This window comes from Luteimonas huabeiensis HB2 (genome assembly GCF_000559025.1).
GTDB classification, from domain to species: domain Bacteria; phylum Pseudomonadota; class Gammaproteobacteria; order Xanthomonadales; family Xanthomonadaceae; genus Luteimonas; species Luteimonas huabeiensis.
This window is the reverse complement of record NZ_JAAN01000032.1, coordinates 18,221-33,623: the sequence shown is the minus strand read 5'-3', so window position 1 is coordinate 33,623 and position 15,403 is coordinate 18,221. Positions and strand designations below refer to the sequence as shown.

The 15,403-nt window shown below is 73.1% G+C and carries 14 protein-coding genes; 11 read left to right on the top strand and 3 right to left on the bottom strand.

Features of this window, described 5'->3' with window-relative positions:
- Positions 1-53 precede the first annotated feature (53 nt).
- The 4 genes from purF (at position 54) to Z164_RS0113270 (ending at position 5,899) form a co-directional block, all read left to right on the top strand.
- Positions 54-1,526 (top strand): amidophosphoribosyltransferase, encoded by a 1,473-nt coding sequence (purF, locus tag Z164_RS0113285; RefSeq protein ID WP_024891176.1) that lies wholly within the window; start codon positions 54-56, stop codon positions 1,524-1,526.
- Positions 1,527-1,563: 37 nt separating this feature from the next.
- Positions 1,564-2,376 carry a ferritin-like domain-containing protein gene (locus Z164_RS0113280; RefSeq protein WP_052338444.1) on the top strand — a complete coding sequence of 271 codons (813 nt, stop codon included), beginning with the start codon at positions 1,564-1,566 and terminating at the stop codon, positions 2,374-2,376.
- Positions 2,377-2,616: 240 nt separating this feature from the next.
- The gene (locus tag Z164_RS0113275; RefSeq protein WP_024891174.1) at positions 2,617-2,805 is read left to right on the top strand and encodes a DUF6229 family protein; all 189 of its coding nucleotides are present in this window, start codon (positions 2,617-2,619) and stop codon (positions 2,803-2,805) included.
- A 142-nt stretch (positions 2,806-2,947) separates the two neighbouring features.
- A complete protein-coding gene (locus tag Z164_RS0113270) occupies positions 2,948-5,899 on the top strand; it encodes a type 2 lanthipeptide synthetase LanM family protein (protein ID WP_024891173.1) in 2,952 nt (983 codons plus the stop codon).
- Here the strand turns inward: Z164_RS0113270 and Z164_RS0113265 are convergent.
- Positions 5,878-6,600, bottom strand: a complete 723-nt coding sequence (locus Z164_RS0113265; protein WP_024891172.1) for a UDP-2,3-diacylglucosamine diphosphatase — start codon at positions 6,598-6,600, stop codon at positions 5,878-5,880. The genes Z164_RS0113270 and Z164_RS0113265 overlap by 22 nt on opposite strands.
- A gap of 147 nt (positions 6,601-6,747) precedes the next feature.
- On the opposite strand from Z164_RS0113265, the gene gltX reads away from it, so the two are divergent.
- Together gltX and Z164_RS0113255 are read left to right on the top strand one after the other, a co-directional pair.
- A complete protein-coding gene (gltX, locus tag Z164_RS0113260; protein ID WP_024891171.1) occupies positions 6,748-8,154 on the top strand; it encodes a glutamate--tRNA ligase in 1,407 nt (468 codons plus the stop codon).
- 65 nt (positions 8,155-8,219) lie between these two features.
- Positions 8,220-8,708, top strand: a complete 489-nt coding sequence (locus tag Z164_RS0113255) for a Fur family transcriptional regulator (RefSeq protein ID WP_024891170.1) — start codon at positions 8,220-8,222, stop codon at positions 8,706-8,708.
- Positions 8,709-8,855: 147 nt separating this feature from the next.
- Here the strand turns inward: Z164_RS0113255 and Z164_RS0113250 are convergent, their stop codons facing one another.
- Positions 8,856-9,227, bottom strand: coding sequence for a helix-turn-helix domain-containing protein (locus Z164_RS0113250; protein WP_024891169.1), 372 nt, complete (start codon positions 9,225-9,227; stop codon positions 8,856-8,858).
- A gap of 268 nt (positions 9,228-9,495) precedes the next feature.
- Between Z164_RS0113250 and Z164_RS0113245 the strand changes: the two genes are divergently transcribed.
- The 5 genes from Z164_RS0113245 to Z164_RS0113225 all read left to right on the top strand — a co-directional run bounded on the left by Z164_RS0113245 (position 9,496) and on the right by Z164_RS0113225 (position 13,998).
- Positions 9,496-9,894 carry a hypothetical protein gene (locus tag Z164_RS0113245; RefSeq protein ID WP_024891168.1) on the top strand — a complete coding sequence of 133 codons (399 nt, stop codon included), beginning with the start codon at positions 9,496-9,498 and terminating at the stop codon, positions 9,892-9,894.
- Between the two features lie 453 nt (positions 9,895-10,347).
- Entirely contained in the window at positions 10,348-12,465 is a 2,118-nt protein-coding gene (locus tag Z164_RS0113240; RefSeq protein ID WP_024891167.1) for a TonB-dependent receptor domain-containing protein, read from the top strand.
- A gap of 20 nt (positions 12,466-12,485) precedes the next feature.
- Positions 12,486-13,217: a class I SAM-dependent methyltransferase gene (locus Z164_RS0113235; RefSeq protein ID WP_201769603.1), complete on the top strand. Its 732-nt coding sequence runs from the start codon at positions 12,486-12,488 to the stop codon at positions 13,215-13,217.
- Positions 13,218-13,333: 116 nt separating this feature from the next.
- Positions 13,334-13,750 (top strand): MerC domain-containing protein, encoded by a 417-nt coding sequence (locus tag Z164_RS0113230; RefSeq protein WP_024891165.1) that lies wholly within the window; start codon positions 13,334-13,336, stop codon positions 13,748-13,750.
- Positions 13,751-13,818: 68 nt separating this feature from the next.
- The gene (locus Z164_RS0113225) at positions 13,819-13,998 is read left to right on the top strand and encodes a 30S ribosomal protein THX (RefSeq protein ID WP_024891164.1); all 180 of its coding nucleotides are present in this window, start codon (positions 13,819-13,821) and stop codon (positions 13,996-13,998) included.
- 183 nt (positions 13,999-14,181) lie between these two features.
- Here the strand turns inward: Z164_RS0113225 and Z164_RS0113220 are convergent, their stop codons facing one another.
- Positions 14,182-15,390 carry a dipeptidase gene (locus Z164_RS0113220; protein WP_024891163.1) on the bottom strand — a complete coding sequence of 403 codons (1,209 nt, stop codon included), beginning with the start codon at positions 15,388-15,390 and terminating at the stop codon, positions 14,182-14,184.
- Positions 15,391-15,403 lie beyond the last annotated feature (13 nt).

Below are 15,403 nucleotides of genomic sequence, written 5' to 3'. Positions count from 1 at the left end.
CCGCGCCCGGACCGCGCGGACCGGGCGCCCGCTTTCCAGACAGGTGAATCCCCATGTGCGGCATCGTCGGCATCGTCGGAACTTCCGAGGTCGCCCCAGCCCTCTACGACGGCCTGACCGTCCTCCAGCACCGCGGCCAGGACGCCGCGGGCATCGCCACCGCGGTCGGCACCCAGTTGCGCGTGCACAAGGGCAACGGCCTGGTGCGCGACGTCTTCGACGCCCGCGCGATGGCCCTGCTCGAGGGCCGGGTCGGCATCGCCCACTGCCGCTACCCGACCGCGGGCTCCGAAGGCAGCGACGAGGCGCAGCCGTTCTACGTCAACTCGCCCTACGGCATCGCGCTCGCCCACAACGGCAACCTGATCAACACCGACGCGCTGCGCCGCGAGGTGTTCGAGCAGGACCGCCGCAACATCAATACCGATTCGGATTCCGAGGTCCTGCTCAACGTGTTCGCGCACGAGCTGGACCGGCAGAAGGCGCTGACGCCGGACGCGGCGTTCCGCGCCATCGAGGGCGTGAACCGCCGCGCCAAGGGCGGCTACGCGGTGGTCGCGACCGTGCTCGGCCTGGGGCTGGTCGCCTTCCGCGATCCGCACGGCATCCGCCCGCTGGTGCTGGGCCGCCGCGAGACCGCCGCCGGCAGCGAGTACGCGGTGGCCTCGGAGTCGGTGGCGCTGGACATCCTCGGCTTCGAGCGCCTGCGCGACGTGGCGCCGGGCGAGGGCATCGTGATCACCGCGCGCGGCGAACTGCACCATCGCCCCTGCGCCGAGCCGGCCCCGCATGCGCCGTGCATCTTCGAGTACGTGTACTTCGCGCGGCCGGACTCGATGATCGAGAACATCTCGGTGCACAAGGCGCGCATGCGCATGGGCGTGACCCTGGGCGAGAAGATCCTGCGCGAGCGCCCGGACCACGACATCGACGTGGTGATCCCGATCCCGGACACCTCGCGCGATTCCGCGCTGGAGATCGCCAACGTGCTCGACGTGAAGTACCGCGAGGGCTTCATCAAGAACCGCTACGTCGGCCGCACCTTCATCATGCCGGGGCAGGGCGAGCGCGCGAAGTCGGTCAAGCGCAAGCTCAACCCGATCCCGCTGGAGTTCCGCAACCGGGTGGTGCTGCTGGTGGACGATTCCATCGTGCGCGGCACCACCTCGCGGCAGATCGTGCAGATGGCCCGCGACGCCGGCGCGCGCAAGGTCTACCTGGCCTCGGCGGCGCCGCCGGTGCGCTATCCGAACATCTACGGCATCGACATGCCCTCGGCCGACGAACTGGTCGCCAACGGCCGCAGCGAGCGCGAGATCGAGCAGCTGCTGGGCTGCGACTGGCTGATCTACCAGGACCTCGCCGACCTGGAGAAGGCGGTGGCCGGGCACAAGTTCGAGGGCATGCGCTTCGACAGCTCCTGCTTCAGCGGCGAGTACGTCACCGGCATCGAGCCGGGCTACTTCGAGCGCCTGCAGCAGCTGCGCTCGGACGAGGCGAAGAAGAAGCGCCGCGTCGCCTCGTGAGGCGGGCGCGGGCATCGGCCGGGCGGTGCGCGGCGCGATGAGCGCGAGCCTGCTGCGCGCCGCGCGCGCCTGCCTGGACGCGTGCGATCCCGACGACAAGGTCGCGCTGACCCGCGCCGCGGCGGCCGCGTTCGCGCGCGGGGAACTGCCCATCGCCGCCGGCGACCCGCCCCCCGAGCCGATCCGCATGCCCGGGCGGCCGCCGCGCCCGCGGCTGGTGCACCCGCGCGAACTGCCCAGGCGCGGCCTCGGCACGCCCGAGGGGCGCGCGGCCTTCGTCCACGCCATCGCCCACATCGAGCTCAACGCGATCGACCTCGCCTGGGACGCGGTCTACCGCTTCCGCGGCCTGCCGGACGCGTTCTACGCCGACTGGGCCGCGATCGCCGACGACGAGGCCCGGCACTTCGTGCTGCTGCGCGACCGCCTGCGCGCGCTGGGCCGCGACTACGGCGACTTCGACGCCCACAACGGCCTGTGGGAGATGTGCGAGAAGACCGCCCACGACGGCCTGGCGCGGATGGCGCTGGTGCCGCGCGTGCTGGAGGCGCGCGGGCTCGACGTGACGCCCGGCATGATCGTGAAGCTGCGCGCGCAGGGCGACGACGAGACCGCCGACATCCTCGAAGTGATCCTGGCCGAGGAAGTCGCGCACGTCGCCGCCGGCAGCCGCTGGTTCCGCTGGTACTGCGCGCAGCGCGGGATCGCGCCGGAGCCGCGCTTCCGCGAACTGCTGGCCGAGTACGCCCGCACGGTGCTGCACGGGCCGTTCAATCTCGACGCGCGCGCCGCGGCCGGCTTCAGCGCCGAGGAACTGGACGCGCTGCGGGCGGCGGCGCTCGGACCCTGATGCGGGCGCCGGCCGGCCCGGGGAGCTCGGATGCCGGGACAGTGTGACGACCATCGTGGACGCCGGGCTGCGCCGGGCCCAGTATCGGGGCGGGGCGGAGCGACGCGCCGGGCCGGAGCGCCGGCTCATCGCCCCGTCCAGATGCCGTGGGTGCGTTCGACGGGGAAGGTCGGATCGCGTTTTCCCGTGGGCGTGCAGGCGGCCCTTCGTAAGTTGATCCGATCGACAAGGAGATACGACATGCAGCACGAAGACATCGTCCGCGGCTGGCTGAGCGGCGCCGACAGCGTGGACGGCTACGAGAACCCCGCGGGTTCGCTGTACGTGGAGGGCATCGCGGCGACCGAGGCGGCGATGACCCACCGCGACTTCTTCCTCCTGACCCAGTGCAGCTCCTGCACGGCGTCGCCGCCCAGCCACTGTTGCTAGTCCGAACCGAACGGGCCCCTCGCGGGCCCGTTCCCGTACGGCGCCCGGCCCCCGGCCGGGCCGTCGTCCCGCGCGCCCGGCGATTGCGCCAGGCGCCGCCGATGCGCGCACGGCGCATGGACATCCACGACCGAGGCAGGACATGGACGAGCAGCAGGCGGGGGGCGCGGCGTTCGACCGCGCGATCGAGATCATCGCGGCCGAGGCGCGCCGGGGGCTGGACGCGCGCCTGGCCGAGGCGGCACGCGGGCTGGCCGACGCCGAGCGCGCGATCGCGGCCGAAGCGGCGCATCGCGCCCTGGCCGCCAATGCGCGGCGCAAGCTCAACCGGGTGCTGCTGCTGGAACTGCACGCGGCGCAGCTGGAAGGCCGGTTGCAGTCGACCGGCGAGCGCGAGCGCTTCGAGGAATTCATGGCGCTCGCCTGCCGGCCGGCGTTCCAGGCGCACCTGGACGCGCGCTATCCGGCACTGCGGCCGCGCCTGCAGCGCACGCTCGACCAGCACGCCGAGGCGCTGGCGCTGCTGGTGCGGCGGCTTGTCGCCGACCGGCCGCACCTGCGCGCGCTGATCGGCGGGCCGGAAGGCGCGTTGCGCGCGCTGCGGCTGGGCGAGGGCGACGTGCACAACCGCGGGCAGGCGGTGGCGCAGGCGGTCTTCGAGGGCGGCAGCGCGATGTACAAGCCGCGCCCGCTGGAGATCGATCTCGCCCTGGACGGTTTCCTGGCGCGGGTCCTGGGCGACGCGCCCGATCGCATCCGGGTGCCGGCCGCGCTCGCGCGCGACGGCTACGGCTGGACCGAATACGTCGCCCACCGCTACTGCGAGGGCGAGGCGGAACTGGCGGCGTTCTACCGCAACATCGGCCACTGGCTGGCGGCAATGCGCCTGCTCGGCGGCACCGACCTCCACCACGAGAACATCGTCGCCGCGGGGCCGGTGCCGGTGGCGGTGGACGTCGAAAGCCTGTTCTCGCCCGAGATCGCGTTCGCGCCCGGCGGCCTGGGCGGGGCGATGGACGAGGCCACCCGGCTCATCACCAGTTCGGTGCTGCGTACCGGCCTGGTGCCGTTCCGCGCGCCGATGCTCGGCCTGCACGGCGTGGACATCTCCGCCGCCGGCGCCCTGCCCGGCGAGCAGCCGAAGATCCGGGTGCCGCTGATCGCCGGCGCCGGCACCGCCTCGGCGCGGATGCAGGTGGCCGACGTCGAGCTGCCGGCGGCGCGCAACCATCCCTGTCCGCGCCCGGACATCTCGCAGCACTGGAACCACGTCGTCGAAGGCTTCGCCGATCTCACCCGGCGCCTGCAGGCGCTGGACCGCGACGGTGCGCTGCGGCCGCTGCTCGAGCCGTTCGCCGGCTGCGTCGTGCGCCGGATCCGGCGGCCCACGCAGGCGTACTCGGAGGTGATGCGCATGCTGTGGCATCCCGCGTCCCTCCACGACGAGCCGCCGGCGCTGGCGCGCGCGCGCGACATCCTGCGCCGCAACGCCGAGGTGCTGCCGGTCGCGCCGGGCGATCCGCAGGCCATCGCCGCCGAGGTCGAGGACATGCGCCACGGCGACATCCCGGTGTTCGCCGAGCGGCTCGCGCCCGCCGACGTCGATGGCGTGCTGGACGGCTGGCGCGCGATGCGCCTGGAGATGGAGGAGCTGACCATCCGCGGCGCGCTGGTGACCGCCTACCTCAACGGCCGGCTGGCCGATCGCCAGGGCGCGCCGCGCGACGTCGTCGCCCGCCGTCCGCATGCGCGCGACCTCGACGGCCGCCGCCGCCGGCTCGCCGCGGCGACGGTGGAGAAGCTGCTGCGGCTGTCGGTGCGCGGCGGCGACGGCACCTGTACCTGGATCAGTCCGGTGCTGGGGCCGGAGGGCTGGACCATGCGCACGCTGCAGGCCGACCTCTACATCGGCCTGGGCGGCATCGCGGTGGCGCTGGCGGGCTACCGCCACGAACTGCGGCTGGGGCGCGCCGATCCGGTCGAGGGGCTCGATGCCGCCATCGCCGGCGCGATCCGGGTCGCCGACGCGCTGGAGGCGCATGAACCGATCGACGCGGTCGGCGGCTTCATCGGCCTGGGCTCGCAGGTGCTGACCTGGTTGACCCTGCATGGGCTCGACGGCGAGCCGGAGATGTTGCAGCGCGCGCGCCGCAGCGCCGCGGCGATCGCCCGCCGCGGTTTCCCGGCGGGCGGCAACCTCGACCTGCTGGAGGGCGTCAGCGGCGCCATCGTGCCGCTGCTGCAACTGGCCGCGGCCGACGGCGACGCGCGCTGGCTGGACCTTGCCGCGCAGGCCGGCCGCTGCCTGGAGGCCACCGCGATCGTCGACGACGACGGCGCGCGCTGGCCCAGCGCGATCTTCCACCGGCCGCTGGGCGGCTTCGCCCACGGCGCCACCGGCAGCGGCTGGGCGCTGGCGCGGCTGGCGCTGAGCGATGCCGGCAGCGCGGCTGATCGCGAACGCTGGGCTGCGCTCGCCGCGCGCGCGTTCGCGTTCGAGGATTCGCTGTACGACGAGGACGCGCAGGACTGGACCGACGTGCGCAAGCCTGGGACCGGCGAGTTCCCGGACACCTGGTGCCACGGCAGCGTCGGCATCGGCCTGGCCGCCTGCGACCTGTTCGCGCGCACCGGCGACGCGCGCCACCTCGATACGCTGCGCCGCGCGGTGCGCGCCGCCCAGCGCCGCGGCTGGGGCATCAGCCACACCCTGTGCCACGGCGACCTCAGCCTGTGGGAGCTGCTCGCGCGCGCCGAAGCGCTCGCCCCTGGGTTGCGCAGCGACGATGCGCTGCCGGCCGGCGCGCGCATCGTCTCGGCGATGGAGGAGTACGACGGCGCGGTCGGCGGGCTGGCGCGCGACACCTACACGCCCGGGCTGATGAGCGGGGTGTCGGGATCGGTGCACTTCCTCAACCGGCTGCACCCGGATTGCAGGCTGCCCTCGCCGTTGCTGCTCGAGGCCGCTCCGGCGCCGCGTCCGCGCGGGCTGGCCGGCGGCGGCCGAGTTCGCTGTGGCGTAGGCGGCTCGTCGCTCGCGCGCGACGGCATCGCAGCGAGGATGCGCGCCGCTCAGAGCCCCTCGAGGCGGTAGTCGTCGCCGTCGACGCGCAGTACCGAGCCCTGCGCGTACCAGTCGCCCAGCACGATCCGGCGGCGGCCGCCGTCGAGGCGATGGATCGCGGGGCGGTGGGTGTGGCCGTGGATCATGGTGTCCACGCCGTAGCGGGCGAACATCGCATCGACCGCCGCCGGCGCGACGTCGGTGATCGTCTCCATGGTGCCGGCCTCGCGCAACGCGCCCTGCCGCGCCTGGCTGGCCGCGCGCGCCTGCTGGGCGAAGGCGAGCCGCGCCGGCAGCGGTTGCGCCAGCATCGTCGCCTGCCATGCCGGATCGCGGGTCTGCGCGCGCACCGCCTGGTAGTCTGTGTCGTCGGTGCACAGCAGGTCGCCATGGGTCAGCAGCACCGGGCGGCCGCCGAGCACGATCACCGCCGGGTCGGGCAGCAGGCGCATCCCGGCGCGCGCGGCGTAGTCGCGGCCGAGCAGGAAGTCGCGGTTGCCGTGCATGAACCAGACCGGGACGCCGGCCTCCGACAGCGCCTTCAACCGCTCGGCGACGAAGGCGCCGGCCTCGGAGGGATCGTCGTCGCCGACCCAGGACTCGAACAGGTCGCCGAGGATGTACAGCGCCTCGGCACCGCGCGCCTGGCCGTCGACGAACGCGCCGAACAGCCGGGTGATCTCCGGCCGCGCGGGATCCAGGTGCAGGTCGGAGACGAAGAGCGTGGTCATGGGGGAATGATAAGGGGCTAGAGGCCAGGGGGCAGGGGTCAGGGGTCAGGGGAAAGCAAAAGCAGGAAGCGCTTTTCCCTGGCCCCTGGCCTCTGACCCCTGGCCCCTTAGAATGCGCGATTCCCGCACAGCGACCGCCGCCCCCCCATGACCGTCCGCACCCGCTTCGCCCCCAGTCCCACCGGCTACCTGCACATCGGCGGCGCGCGTACCGCGCTGTACTGCTGGCTGGCCGCGCGCCGTGCCGGCGGGCAGTTCGTGCTGCGCATCGAGGACACCGACCGCGAGCGCAGCACGCAGGCGGCGATCGACGCGATCCTGGAGGCAATGGACTGGCTGGGCCTGGACTACGACGAGGGCCCGATCTACCAGACCGCGCGGGTCGAGCGCTATCGCGAGGCGGCCGAGCAGCTCGTCGCCGCGGGCCATGCCTACTACGCCTACGAGTCCAAGGCCGAACTCGACGCCATGCGGGAGGCCGCCATGGCCGCCGGCGAGAAGCCGCGCTACAACGGCGCCTACCGCGATCGGAACGCGCCGTGGCGCGACGATCCTAACCGCGTCATCCGGCTGAAGAACCCGACCGAGGGCGTGGTGGCCTGGGACGATCTGGTCAAGGGCCGCATCGAGATCGCCAACGCCGAACTCGACGACCTGGTGATCTTCCGCCCCGACGGCTACCCGACCTACAACTTCGCGGTGGTCGTCGACGATCTGGACATGGGCATCACCGACGTGGTCCGCGGCGACGACCACGTCAACAACACCCCGCGCCAGATCAACATCTACCGCGCGCTGGGCGCCGAGCCGCCGCGCTTCGCGCACCTGCCGATGATCCTCGACGAGCACGGCGCCAAGCTGTCCAAGCGCACCGGCGCCGCCGACGTCATGCAGTACCGGGAGGCCGGCTACCTGCCGCACGCGCTGCTGAACTACCTGGTGCGGCTGGGCTGGTCGCACGGCGACCAGGAGATCTTCTCGATCGCGCAGATGACCGCGCTGTTCGACCTGGCCGACGTCAACGCCAAGGCCTCGCGGCTGGACCCGGCCAAGCTCGGCTGGCTCAACCAGCAGTACCTGAAGACCGACGCGCCCGAGGACGTCGCCGGCCACCTGGTCTGGCACCTGCAACGCGCCGGCTACGATCTCGCCCGCGGACCGGCGCCGGCCGACGTGGTGGTCGCGCTGCGCGACCGCGTGCAGACCCTGGCCGACATGGCCGAGCGCGCGGCGGTGTGGTACCGCCCGCTGACCGAGTACGACGACAAGGCCGTGGCCAAGCACCTGAAGGCGGAGGCGCGGGCGCCCCTGGCCGACGCGCGCGCGCGCCTGGCGGAACTGCCGGACTGGAGCGCGGACGCCGTCAACGAGGCGCTGCAGGCCACCGCCGCGGCGCTCGGGCTGGGCATGGGCAAGGTCGCGCAGCCCATGCGGGTGGCGATCACCGGCACCCAGGTCAGCCCGGACATCGGCCACACCGTGTACCTGGCCGGGCGCGAGGAGGCGCTGGCGCGGATCGACGCGGCGCTGGCGCGGATCCCGGCCGCGGCCTGAGCGGCGCCCGGCCGCGGCCGGGCGGCGGCTTGAGTCGGCGGCGCCGCGCCGCCATCATGGGCGTCATGCCGCGCGCGACCGCCTGCACCGATCCCCAGCACCACGTCCACGATGCCGCCGGCTACGTGGCCGCGGTGGAGGACGCCTGCGCGCGCCGCGGCCTGCGGCTGACGCCGATCCGCGCCCACGTCCTCGGCCTGGTGGCCCGCGCCGGCAAGCCGCTCAAGGCCTACGACCTGCTCGACCAGGTGCGCGAGGGCGACGGCCCCGGCGCGCCCGCGCCGCCGACGGTGTACCGCGCCCTCGACTTCCTGCTCGAGCACGGCTTCGTCCACAAGCTGGAATCGATCAACGCCTTCGTCGCCTGCCACCATCCCAGCAGCCGGCAGCACTCGGTGCCGTTCCTGATCTGCGATACCTGCCACAGCGCCACCGAGCTGGAGGACGAGGAGGCGGTCGAGCTGCTCGACGCCCGCGCCCGCGCGCTGGGCTTCGTGCCGCAGGCGCAGACGCTGGAAGTCCACGGCACCTGCGCGCTCTGCGCGGCGGCCTGACGATCGCTCCGGGCGCCGGCCGGGCCCGGCGCTTCCGCATCCCGCAGGCCGGCGGCGATCGCAGGCGGCCGTACGCGGGGCATCCCCTCGCTCGCGCGCGTTCGGTGGATGCAGCCAGGGGTGTCGGCGCCGGCACGGGCGCTCGCGCTACGGCGTGTCCAGCAGGTCGATCAACGCCCGGCGCTGCTTGTGGGACAGCGTGCGCACCAGCTCGAGCAGCCGCGCTTCCTCCGGATCGCCGTACTTGAGCCAGGCGTCGCGCACGCTCAGGCCCTCCGGTTCCGCTTCGCCGCGCCCGGTCGCCAGCCATTCGAAGCTGACGTGGTGGCGGATGGCGAGTTCGATCATGCGTTCGAGCTCGGGCAGGGACAGCCCGGTGAGCCATTTGCGCGCCGTCTCGCGGCTCACGCCGTGGGATTCCGCCAGTGCGCCGGTCCGCCTGCGCCCAGGCGCGAAACCCGCCAAGTCCAGGGCCTGGTGCAGCCGACGTGCGAATTCGGCGTGGGGCGCCTGGCTCATGTCCTCGTGTGCAGGGGGAAGGAAGTGCCGGCGCGTGGCCGGCTCCGGTGCGCTTGCAGCGCGGACATTGTTGCGTAGACGCCAACGGCGAATCGCAAGTTGCGGTTGTTGACAATTGCAACTTGAGATGGCAATTTGGCCCGCGTCCGGAAGGAATCGGAGCCTGCATGCGCCTCAACGCTTCTCGCGCCCGCCGACCGCGCTCCGGCACGGCCTCCCGCCACGGGAAAGCGCTGTCCATCGTGCCGCGCGGGCAGGGCGCATCGCCATGAGCGGCTGGGTCTTCGGCCTGGTCATGTTCCTCGCCGGCGCCTGCGCCTCGATGCTGGTCGCCGCGGCCACGCGGAGCGCGCGCCGCAGCCGGGCGCGTGCCCGCCTCGGCGTCCGTGCCGATCTCAACGGCCAGCGCCTGCTCTCGCTCGCCGACGAACTGGAACGGCACGCCGCGCTGCTCGATCGGCTGGGCATGCCGATGCACGAGCCGCGCGCCTGGGCGCGGTTGTGCAGAAGCGTCGCGGTGGACCATCTCGCCTGCATCAACGTGCTGTTGCTCGAACCGGATCGCCCGGGGCCCGCGGATCGCCACGACCTGCCGCAAACGGGCCTCGCCGGCGTGCGCGGGCAGGAAGCGCGACGGCACCTGGGCCGATACGCGACGGAGCCCTGACGCCGCGCGCGCGGCTCGAACCTGGCGTGCGGCGGCTCCGTCGCCGCGAGGCGGAGCCGCCGTTCGCCGGTCGGGCTGCGGCCTGCAGGGCGCGGGCCGGGCCACGCGCTGTGCGGCCCGCATCCGCTGTCGACTCCGCTCGCCACGGCGCCCCCGCGCAAGGCGCCGCGGGCCGCCGCCGGTCGAGCCCGGCACGGTCGCCGGACACCGACGCGTTGCGCCGATGGAGTCGGTACCGGCAGTGGCGCCGCTTGCGGCCGGCGCTGCGCCGCCGCGACGGCGGTCGCAAGAGGCGGGCGGCGTGGGGGAGAGGGGCGGCAGCGGCGGTCCGGCGTCGCAGGGCCGGGCCGGCACGAAAAGCGCTCGCCGGCACGGGCATCGTCATTGTTATGGTATATCATTACGGGCTCGCGGCAGTGCCGCGTTTCCCGCATGACTCCCCGACGGACTTCCATGACCAAGAACCTCCACCCTCTCGGCATCGCGATCCAGTGCATCCTGCTCGGCGCCGCGGCGACCGCACCCGCGCTGGCGGCCGACGACGCCGGCCGCCAGGACGACGACGTCACCACCCTGCAGGCGGTCCACGTGACCGCCATCGGCGAGAATCCGAACCAGATCGCCGCGCCCTACAGCGTGGTGTCGGGCGACGAGATCGTCGAGCGCGGCGCCGCCACCATCGGCGAGGCCCTGAACAATCTTCCGGGCGTGCATGCCGACACGTTCGGCGCCGGCGCCAGCCGCCCGGTGATCCGCGGCCAGGTCGGTCCGCGGGTCAAGGTGCTGTCGGACAGTTCGCAGGTGCTTGACGCCTCCGACATCTCCCCCGACCACGCGGTCACGGTGGACCCGCTGCTGGGCGAGCGCGTCGAAGTGCTGCGCGGCCCGGCGACGCTGCTCTACGGCGGCGGCGCGATCGGCGGCGTGGTGAACGTGCTCGACAACAAGATCCCCACCGCGCTGCCCGAGAACGGGCTCGAAGGGCGCTTCGTCCTGCGCGGCAACAGCGTGGCCGACGAGAAGGCGTTCGGCGCCGGCGTCTCCAAGCAGCTCGGCGACCACCTGGTGCTGCATGCGGAAGGTTCCTGGCGCGATGCCGACGACTACCGCGCGCCCGACCTGGAAGCATCGCGCGTGCACGGCACCGCCAGCGAATCCCGCAACGCCAGCCTCGGCCTGTCCTGGGTGACCGATCGCGGCTACGTGGGCCTGGCCTATTCCTACCGCGACGACGACTACGGCCTGCCGGGGCACAGCCACGAGTACGAGGGCTGCCACCCCCATGGCAGCGCGCTGCATTGCGGCAGCCATTCGCACGACGGCGGCGGGGATCACGACCACGATCACGACCACGACCACGATCACGAACACCTGGCGACGATCGACCTGGAGAGCAAGCGCGTGGACCTGCGCGGCGAATTCGAGGATCCGTTCGCCGGCTTCTCGCGCATCCGCTTCCGCTCCAGCTATACCGACTACACCCACGACGAGCTGGAGGAGGGCGAGGTCGCCACGACGTTCTCCAACAAGGGCCACGACAGCCGCATCGAGCTGGAGCACGTGCCGCTGGGCCCGTGGACGGGCGTGGTCGGCGTGCAGCACACCGATACCCGCTTCAGCGCCGACGGCCTGGAGGCCTTCATGCCCACGGTGGACAGCCGCTCCACCGGCGTGTTCCTGGTCGAGCACCTGGACCTGAGCGAGCGCTGGCACTTCGAACTCGGCGCCCGCCACGAGTGGGTCGAGCACACGCCGAAGAACGACGCGCGCGGACGCCCGGCGTTCGACGACACCGCGACCTCGTTCTCCGGCGCGGCGATCTGGTCGTTGCGCCCCGACCTGTCGCTGACGTTCTCGGCCTCGCACTCCGAGCGCGCGCCGCATGCGCAGGAGCTGTACGCGCGCGGCGTGCACCTGGCCACCAACACCTACGAGTGCGGCCTGGTCGCGCACCCGCTGACCTGCGGCGGCGCCGAGAACAACGCCGGCTACGGCAACGAGTCCGCGCGCAACTTCGAGCTGATGCTGCGCAAGACCGCCGGCGACCTGACCTTCAGCCTCGGCGCCTTCGCCAACGACATCGACGACTACATCTACGCGCGCACGCTCGATCGCTACGAGGACTTCCGGCTGATCAAGTACACCCAGCGCGATGCCGAGTTCCGCGGCTTCGAGGCCGAGCTGGACTACCGCTTCACCGACGTGCTCTCCGCCGGCGTGTTCGCCGACCGCGTGGACGCCAAGTTCGCCGACGGCAGCGGCAACGTGCCGCGCATCCCGCCGTCGCGCCTCGGCGCACGGGTCCGGGTCGACAACGGCGCGTTCGGCGGCGAGGCGGAGTTCTACCACGTCAACGGGCAGGACGACATCGCCGATTTCGAGAGCGCCTCGCCGGCCTACGACATGCTCAACCTCACGCTGAACTACCGTCTCGCCGACGGCCGCACGCGGGTGTTCCTGCGCGGGTCCAACCTGCTCGACGAGCAGATCTGGAACCACGCCTCGTTCCTCGCCGGGACCGTCCCGCTGCCCGGGCGCAACCTGACGGTGGGCCTGAGCTACACCTTCTAGTCGTGTCCTTGTACGAACGCGTGACCGCGCTCCACGGCCACCGGCCGTGGGGCGCGGTGCTGGACGCCGGCACCGGCCGCAGCTCGATGCGCTGGCTGCTGGGCCTGGACACCGAGCGCTGGACCGCGGTCACCGGCTCGCAGGCGATGGCCGACAACACCCGCCGCGAGGCCGGCGAGCGCATGCGCCCGCAGGACCGCCTGGTGGTCGGCAACTGGATCGATCCCGAGCTGCTGGCCGGCGAGCGCTACGACACCGTGCTGGCCGACTACCTGCTCGGCGCGATCGAGGGGTTCGCGCCGTACTGGCAGGACCGGCTCTTCGAGCGGTTGCGGCCGCTGGTGGGCAGGCGCCTGTACGTGCTGGGGCTGGAGCCCTACGTGCCGCGGCTGCCGACCGATGCCGACGGCAGGCTGGTCAACGAGATCGGCCGGCTGCGCGACGCCTGCCTGCTGCTGGCCGAGGACCGGCCCTACCGCGAGTACCCGCTGGATTGGACGCTGCGGCATCTGGAGCGTGCGGGCTTCCGCATCGTGGATGCCGAGGCGATCCCGATCCGCTACGGCGAGCGCTTCGTGCACAGCCAGCTCGACATGTGCGTGCAGGCGGCCGGCAAGCTGCGCGACCGCCGGCTGGCCGCGCCGCTGCTGGCGCACGTGGCCGACCTGCGCGCCCGCGCGCTGGCGCACGTCGCGCGCGAGGGCGGGCTGCGGCACGGCCACGACTACATCGTCACGGCGGAGCCGGCATAGCGGGACGCGCCGGTTCGCGCCGGCTGAACCGTTCGCGCCGCCGCGTCCGGGCGTGGGCTCGCCCATCACGCCGGTCATGTTATAAAATTACAGCCATCAGGGACCGAGACCTCATCGTGCAGACCGCCCCCCCGTCTTCCAGCCAGGCGCTGCGCCGAGCCGACCGCCTCGGCTTCGCCGCCTCCTTCCTCTGCGCCGTTCACTGCGCGCTGCTGCCGCTCGCGCTGGCGCTGCTGCCGGCGCTGGGCCTGGGCGCCGGCGGCTGGATCGACTTCGACCAGGGCTTCGTGGTGTTCGCCACGCTGCTCGGGCTGACCACGCTGACGCTGGGCTATCGCCGCCATCGCGGCTTCCGTGCCTGGCTGTTGCTGGTGCCGGGCCTGGCGCTGGTGTGGGCGGGCGCGTTCACTCCGCTGCACGACCATGGCCTGGCCCATGCGGCCATCATGACCGCCGGCGGCCTGCTGCTGGCCGCCGCGCACCTGGTCAACCTGCGCCTCACCCACGCCAGCAACCGGCCACCGGCCGCGTGATAGGATGTGCGGTCCCGTGCGCCGGAAATGGCGCCACGCAAACCGGTATCAGATTCAGGAGCGAGACGATGGGCAAGGGCGACCGCAAGACCCTCAAGGGCAAGCGCTACAACTCCAGCTACGGCAACAGCCGCCCGAAGACGGCGACCCGCAACGCCGCCTCGGCGTCGGATCCCGTCGCCAGGAAGACCGCCGCCAAGGCGCCGGCGAAGAAGGTCGCGAAGAAGACCGTCGCCAAGGCGGGCTGAACCTGCCGCCGGCCGCGAACCGAGCCCCGCCTGCGCGGGGCTTTTTCGTTCCGGTGGCGTATCCGGCGCCGCGAGCGCCGCCGGCTGGCGGAACGCGGCAAGCGCAGCGAACGAGGCGTGCTCGCGCGCCCGGGCGCCGCATGCGCGCCCGCCGGCGCGCGCAGTACGCGCTGGAACGGGTTTTCAGCGCGCGGCGCCGGCCTCCACCTCGGCCCAGACCCGCAGCAGGTTGCCGCCGAGCAGCTTGCGGATGTCGGCCTCGGCGTAGCCGCGCGCCTGCAGGCCGGCGATCAGGTTGGGGTAGTCGGCCACGCTGCGCAGGCCCTCGGGCAGGTTGCCGTCGACGCCGTCGAAGTCCGAGCCGATGCCGACGTGATCGATGCCGACCAGCGCGACGGCGTGGTCGATCTGGTCGAGCACGGCATCGATGGCGGTCGCCGGCGAGGGGTGCTCGCGCTCCCAGCGCTCGACGAAGGCCGCGCGGTCCTCGGTCGGCCGGCCGGCGGCGGCGCGCTCGGCGTTGCGGCGGTCGAAGGCGTCGATGGCGCGGAAGTAGGCCTGGGTGTCGGCGGCGGCCTGCGGGTTGACGAAGGCGTTGCCGAACGGGATCTGGATCACGCCGCCGCGCTCGGCGATGGCGCGGGCCAGCGCGTCGCTGAGGTTGCGCTCGAAGCCGGGCGTGAAGTGGCGCAGCGCCGAATGGCTGGCGATCACCGGCACCCGGCTGGCCGCCACCGCCTGCTCGGTGGCGGCGTCGGAGATGTGCGAGACGTCGACCATGATCCCGAGCCGGTTCATCTCCGCGATCACTTCGCGGCCGAACGGGCTCAGGCCGTTCCAGCGCTTCTCCTGCGTGTAGGAGGAATCGGCGATGCGGTTGTTGGCGCTGTGGGCGAGGGTGATGTAGCGCACGCCGCGGTCGTGGAAGCGCTGCAGCTGGCCGAGGTCGTCGCCGATCGGCGCGCCGTTCTCCATGCCCAGCGCCAGCAGCACGCGGCCGCCTTCGCGCAGGCGCTCGACGTCGCCCGGCGAGGTCAGCAGCGCGAAGCGGTCCGGATGCCGTGCCGCCAGCGCCTCCACCGAATCGATCTGCGCGTGCGCGGACTGCCGCGCGCTGCCGTCCTCGTCGCGGCGCGCCGAGGTGTAGATCGACATGAAGGCGACGTCCAGGCCGCCCTCGCGCGCGCGCGGGTAGTCGAACTCGCGGTCTGGCGCGGCCTCGCCGAGGTCGGTCCAGGCGCTCTCCAGCAGGCCGGGGGCGTCGATGTGGGTATCGACGATCACCGCCTCCTGCGCGAGGCGGCGCGCGGCCTCCGGCGCGTCGGCGGCGAGGGCCGGGAAGGCGGCGGCCAGGGCCAGGGCGAGGGCGGTACACAGGGCGGTGCGCGGCATGGGGCCTCCGTCG

What these genes read in the sequence shown, in the direction of transcription:
- gltX (WP_024891171.1), top strand. Translation starts at nt 6,748, where the DNA reads ATGACCGTCCGCACCCGCTTCGCCCCCAGTCCCACCGGCTACCTGCAC.
- Z164_RS0113245 (WP_024891168.1), top strand. Translation starts at nt 9,496, where the DNA reads ATGAGCGGCTGGGTCTTCGGCCTGGTCATGTTCCTCGCCGGCGCCTGC.
- Z164_RS0113265 (WP_024891172.1), bottom strand. Translation starts at nt 6,600, where the DNA reads ATGACCACGCTCTTCGTCTCCGACCTGCACCTGGATCCCGCGCGGCCG.
- Z164_RS0113240 (WP_024891167.1), top strand. Translation starts at nt 10,348, where the DNA reads ATGACCAAGAACCTCCACCCTCTCGGCATCGCGATCCAGTGCATCCTG.
- purF (WP_024891176.1), top strand. Translation starts at nt 54, where the DNA reads ATGTGCGGCATCGTCGGCATCGTCGGAACTTCCGAGGTCGCCCCAGCC.
- Z164_RS0113250 (WP_024891169.1), bottom strand. Translation starts at nt 9,227, where the DNA reads ATGAGCCAGGCGCCCCACGCCGAATTCGCACGTCGGCTGCACCAGGCC.
- Z164_RS0113255 (WP_024891170.1), top strand. Translation starts at nt 8,220, where the DNA reads ATGCCGCGCGCGACCGCCTGCACCGATCCCCAGCACCACGTCCACGAT.
- Z164_RS0113225 (WP_024891164.1), top strand. Translation starts at nt 13,819, where the DNA reads ATGGGCAAGGGCGACCGCAAGACCCTCAAGGGCAAGCGCTACAACTCC.
- Z164_RS0113220 (WP_024891163.1), bottom strand. Translation starts at nt 15,390, where the DNA reads ATGCCGCGCACCGCCCTGTGTACCGCCCTCGCCCTGGCCCTGGCCGCC.
- Z164_RS0113280 (WP_052338444.1), top strand. Translation starts at nt 1,564, where the DNA reads ATGAGCGCGAGCCTGCTGCGCGCCGCGCGCGCCTGCCTGGACGCGTGC.
- Z164_RS0113270 (WP_024891173.1), top strand. Translation starts at nt 2,948, where the DNA reads ATGGACGAGCAGCAGGCGGGGGGCGCGGCGTTCGACCGCGCGATCGAG.
- Z164_RS0113275 (WP_024891174.1), top strand. Translation starts at nt 2,617, where the DNA reads ATGCAGCACGAAGACATCGTCCGCGGCTGGCTGAGCGGCGCCGACAGC.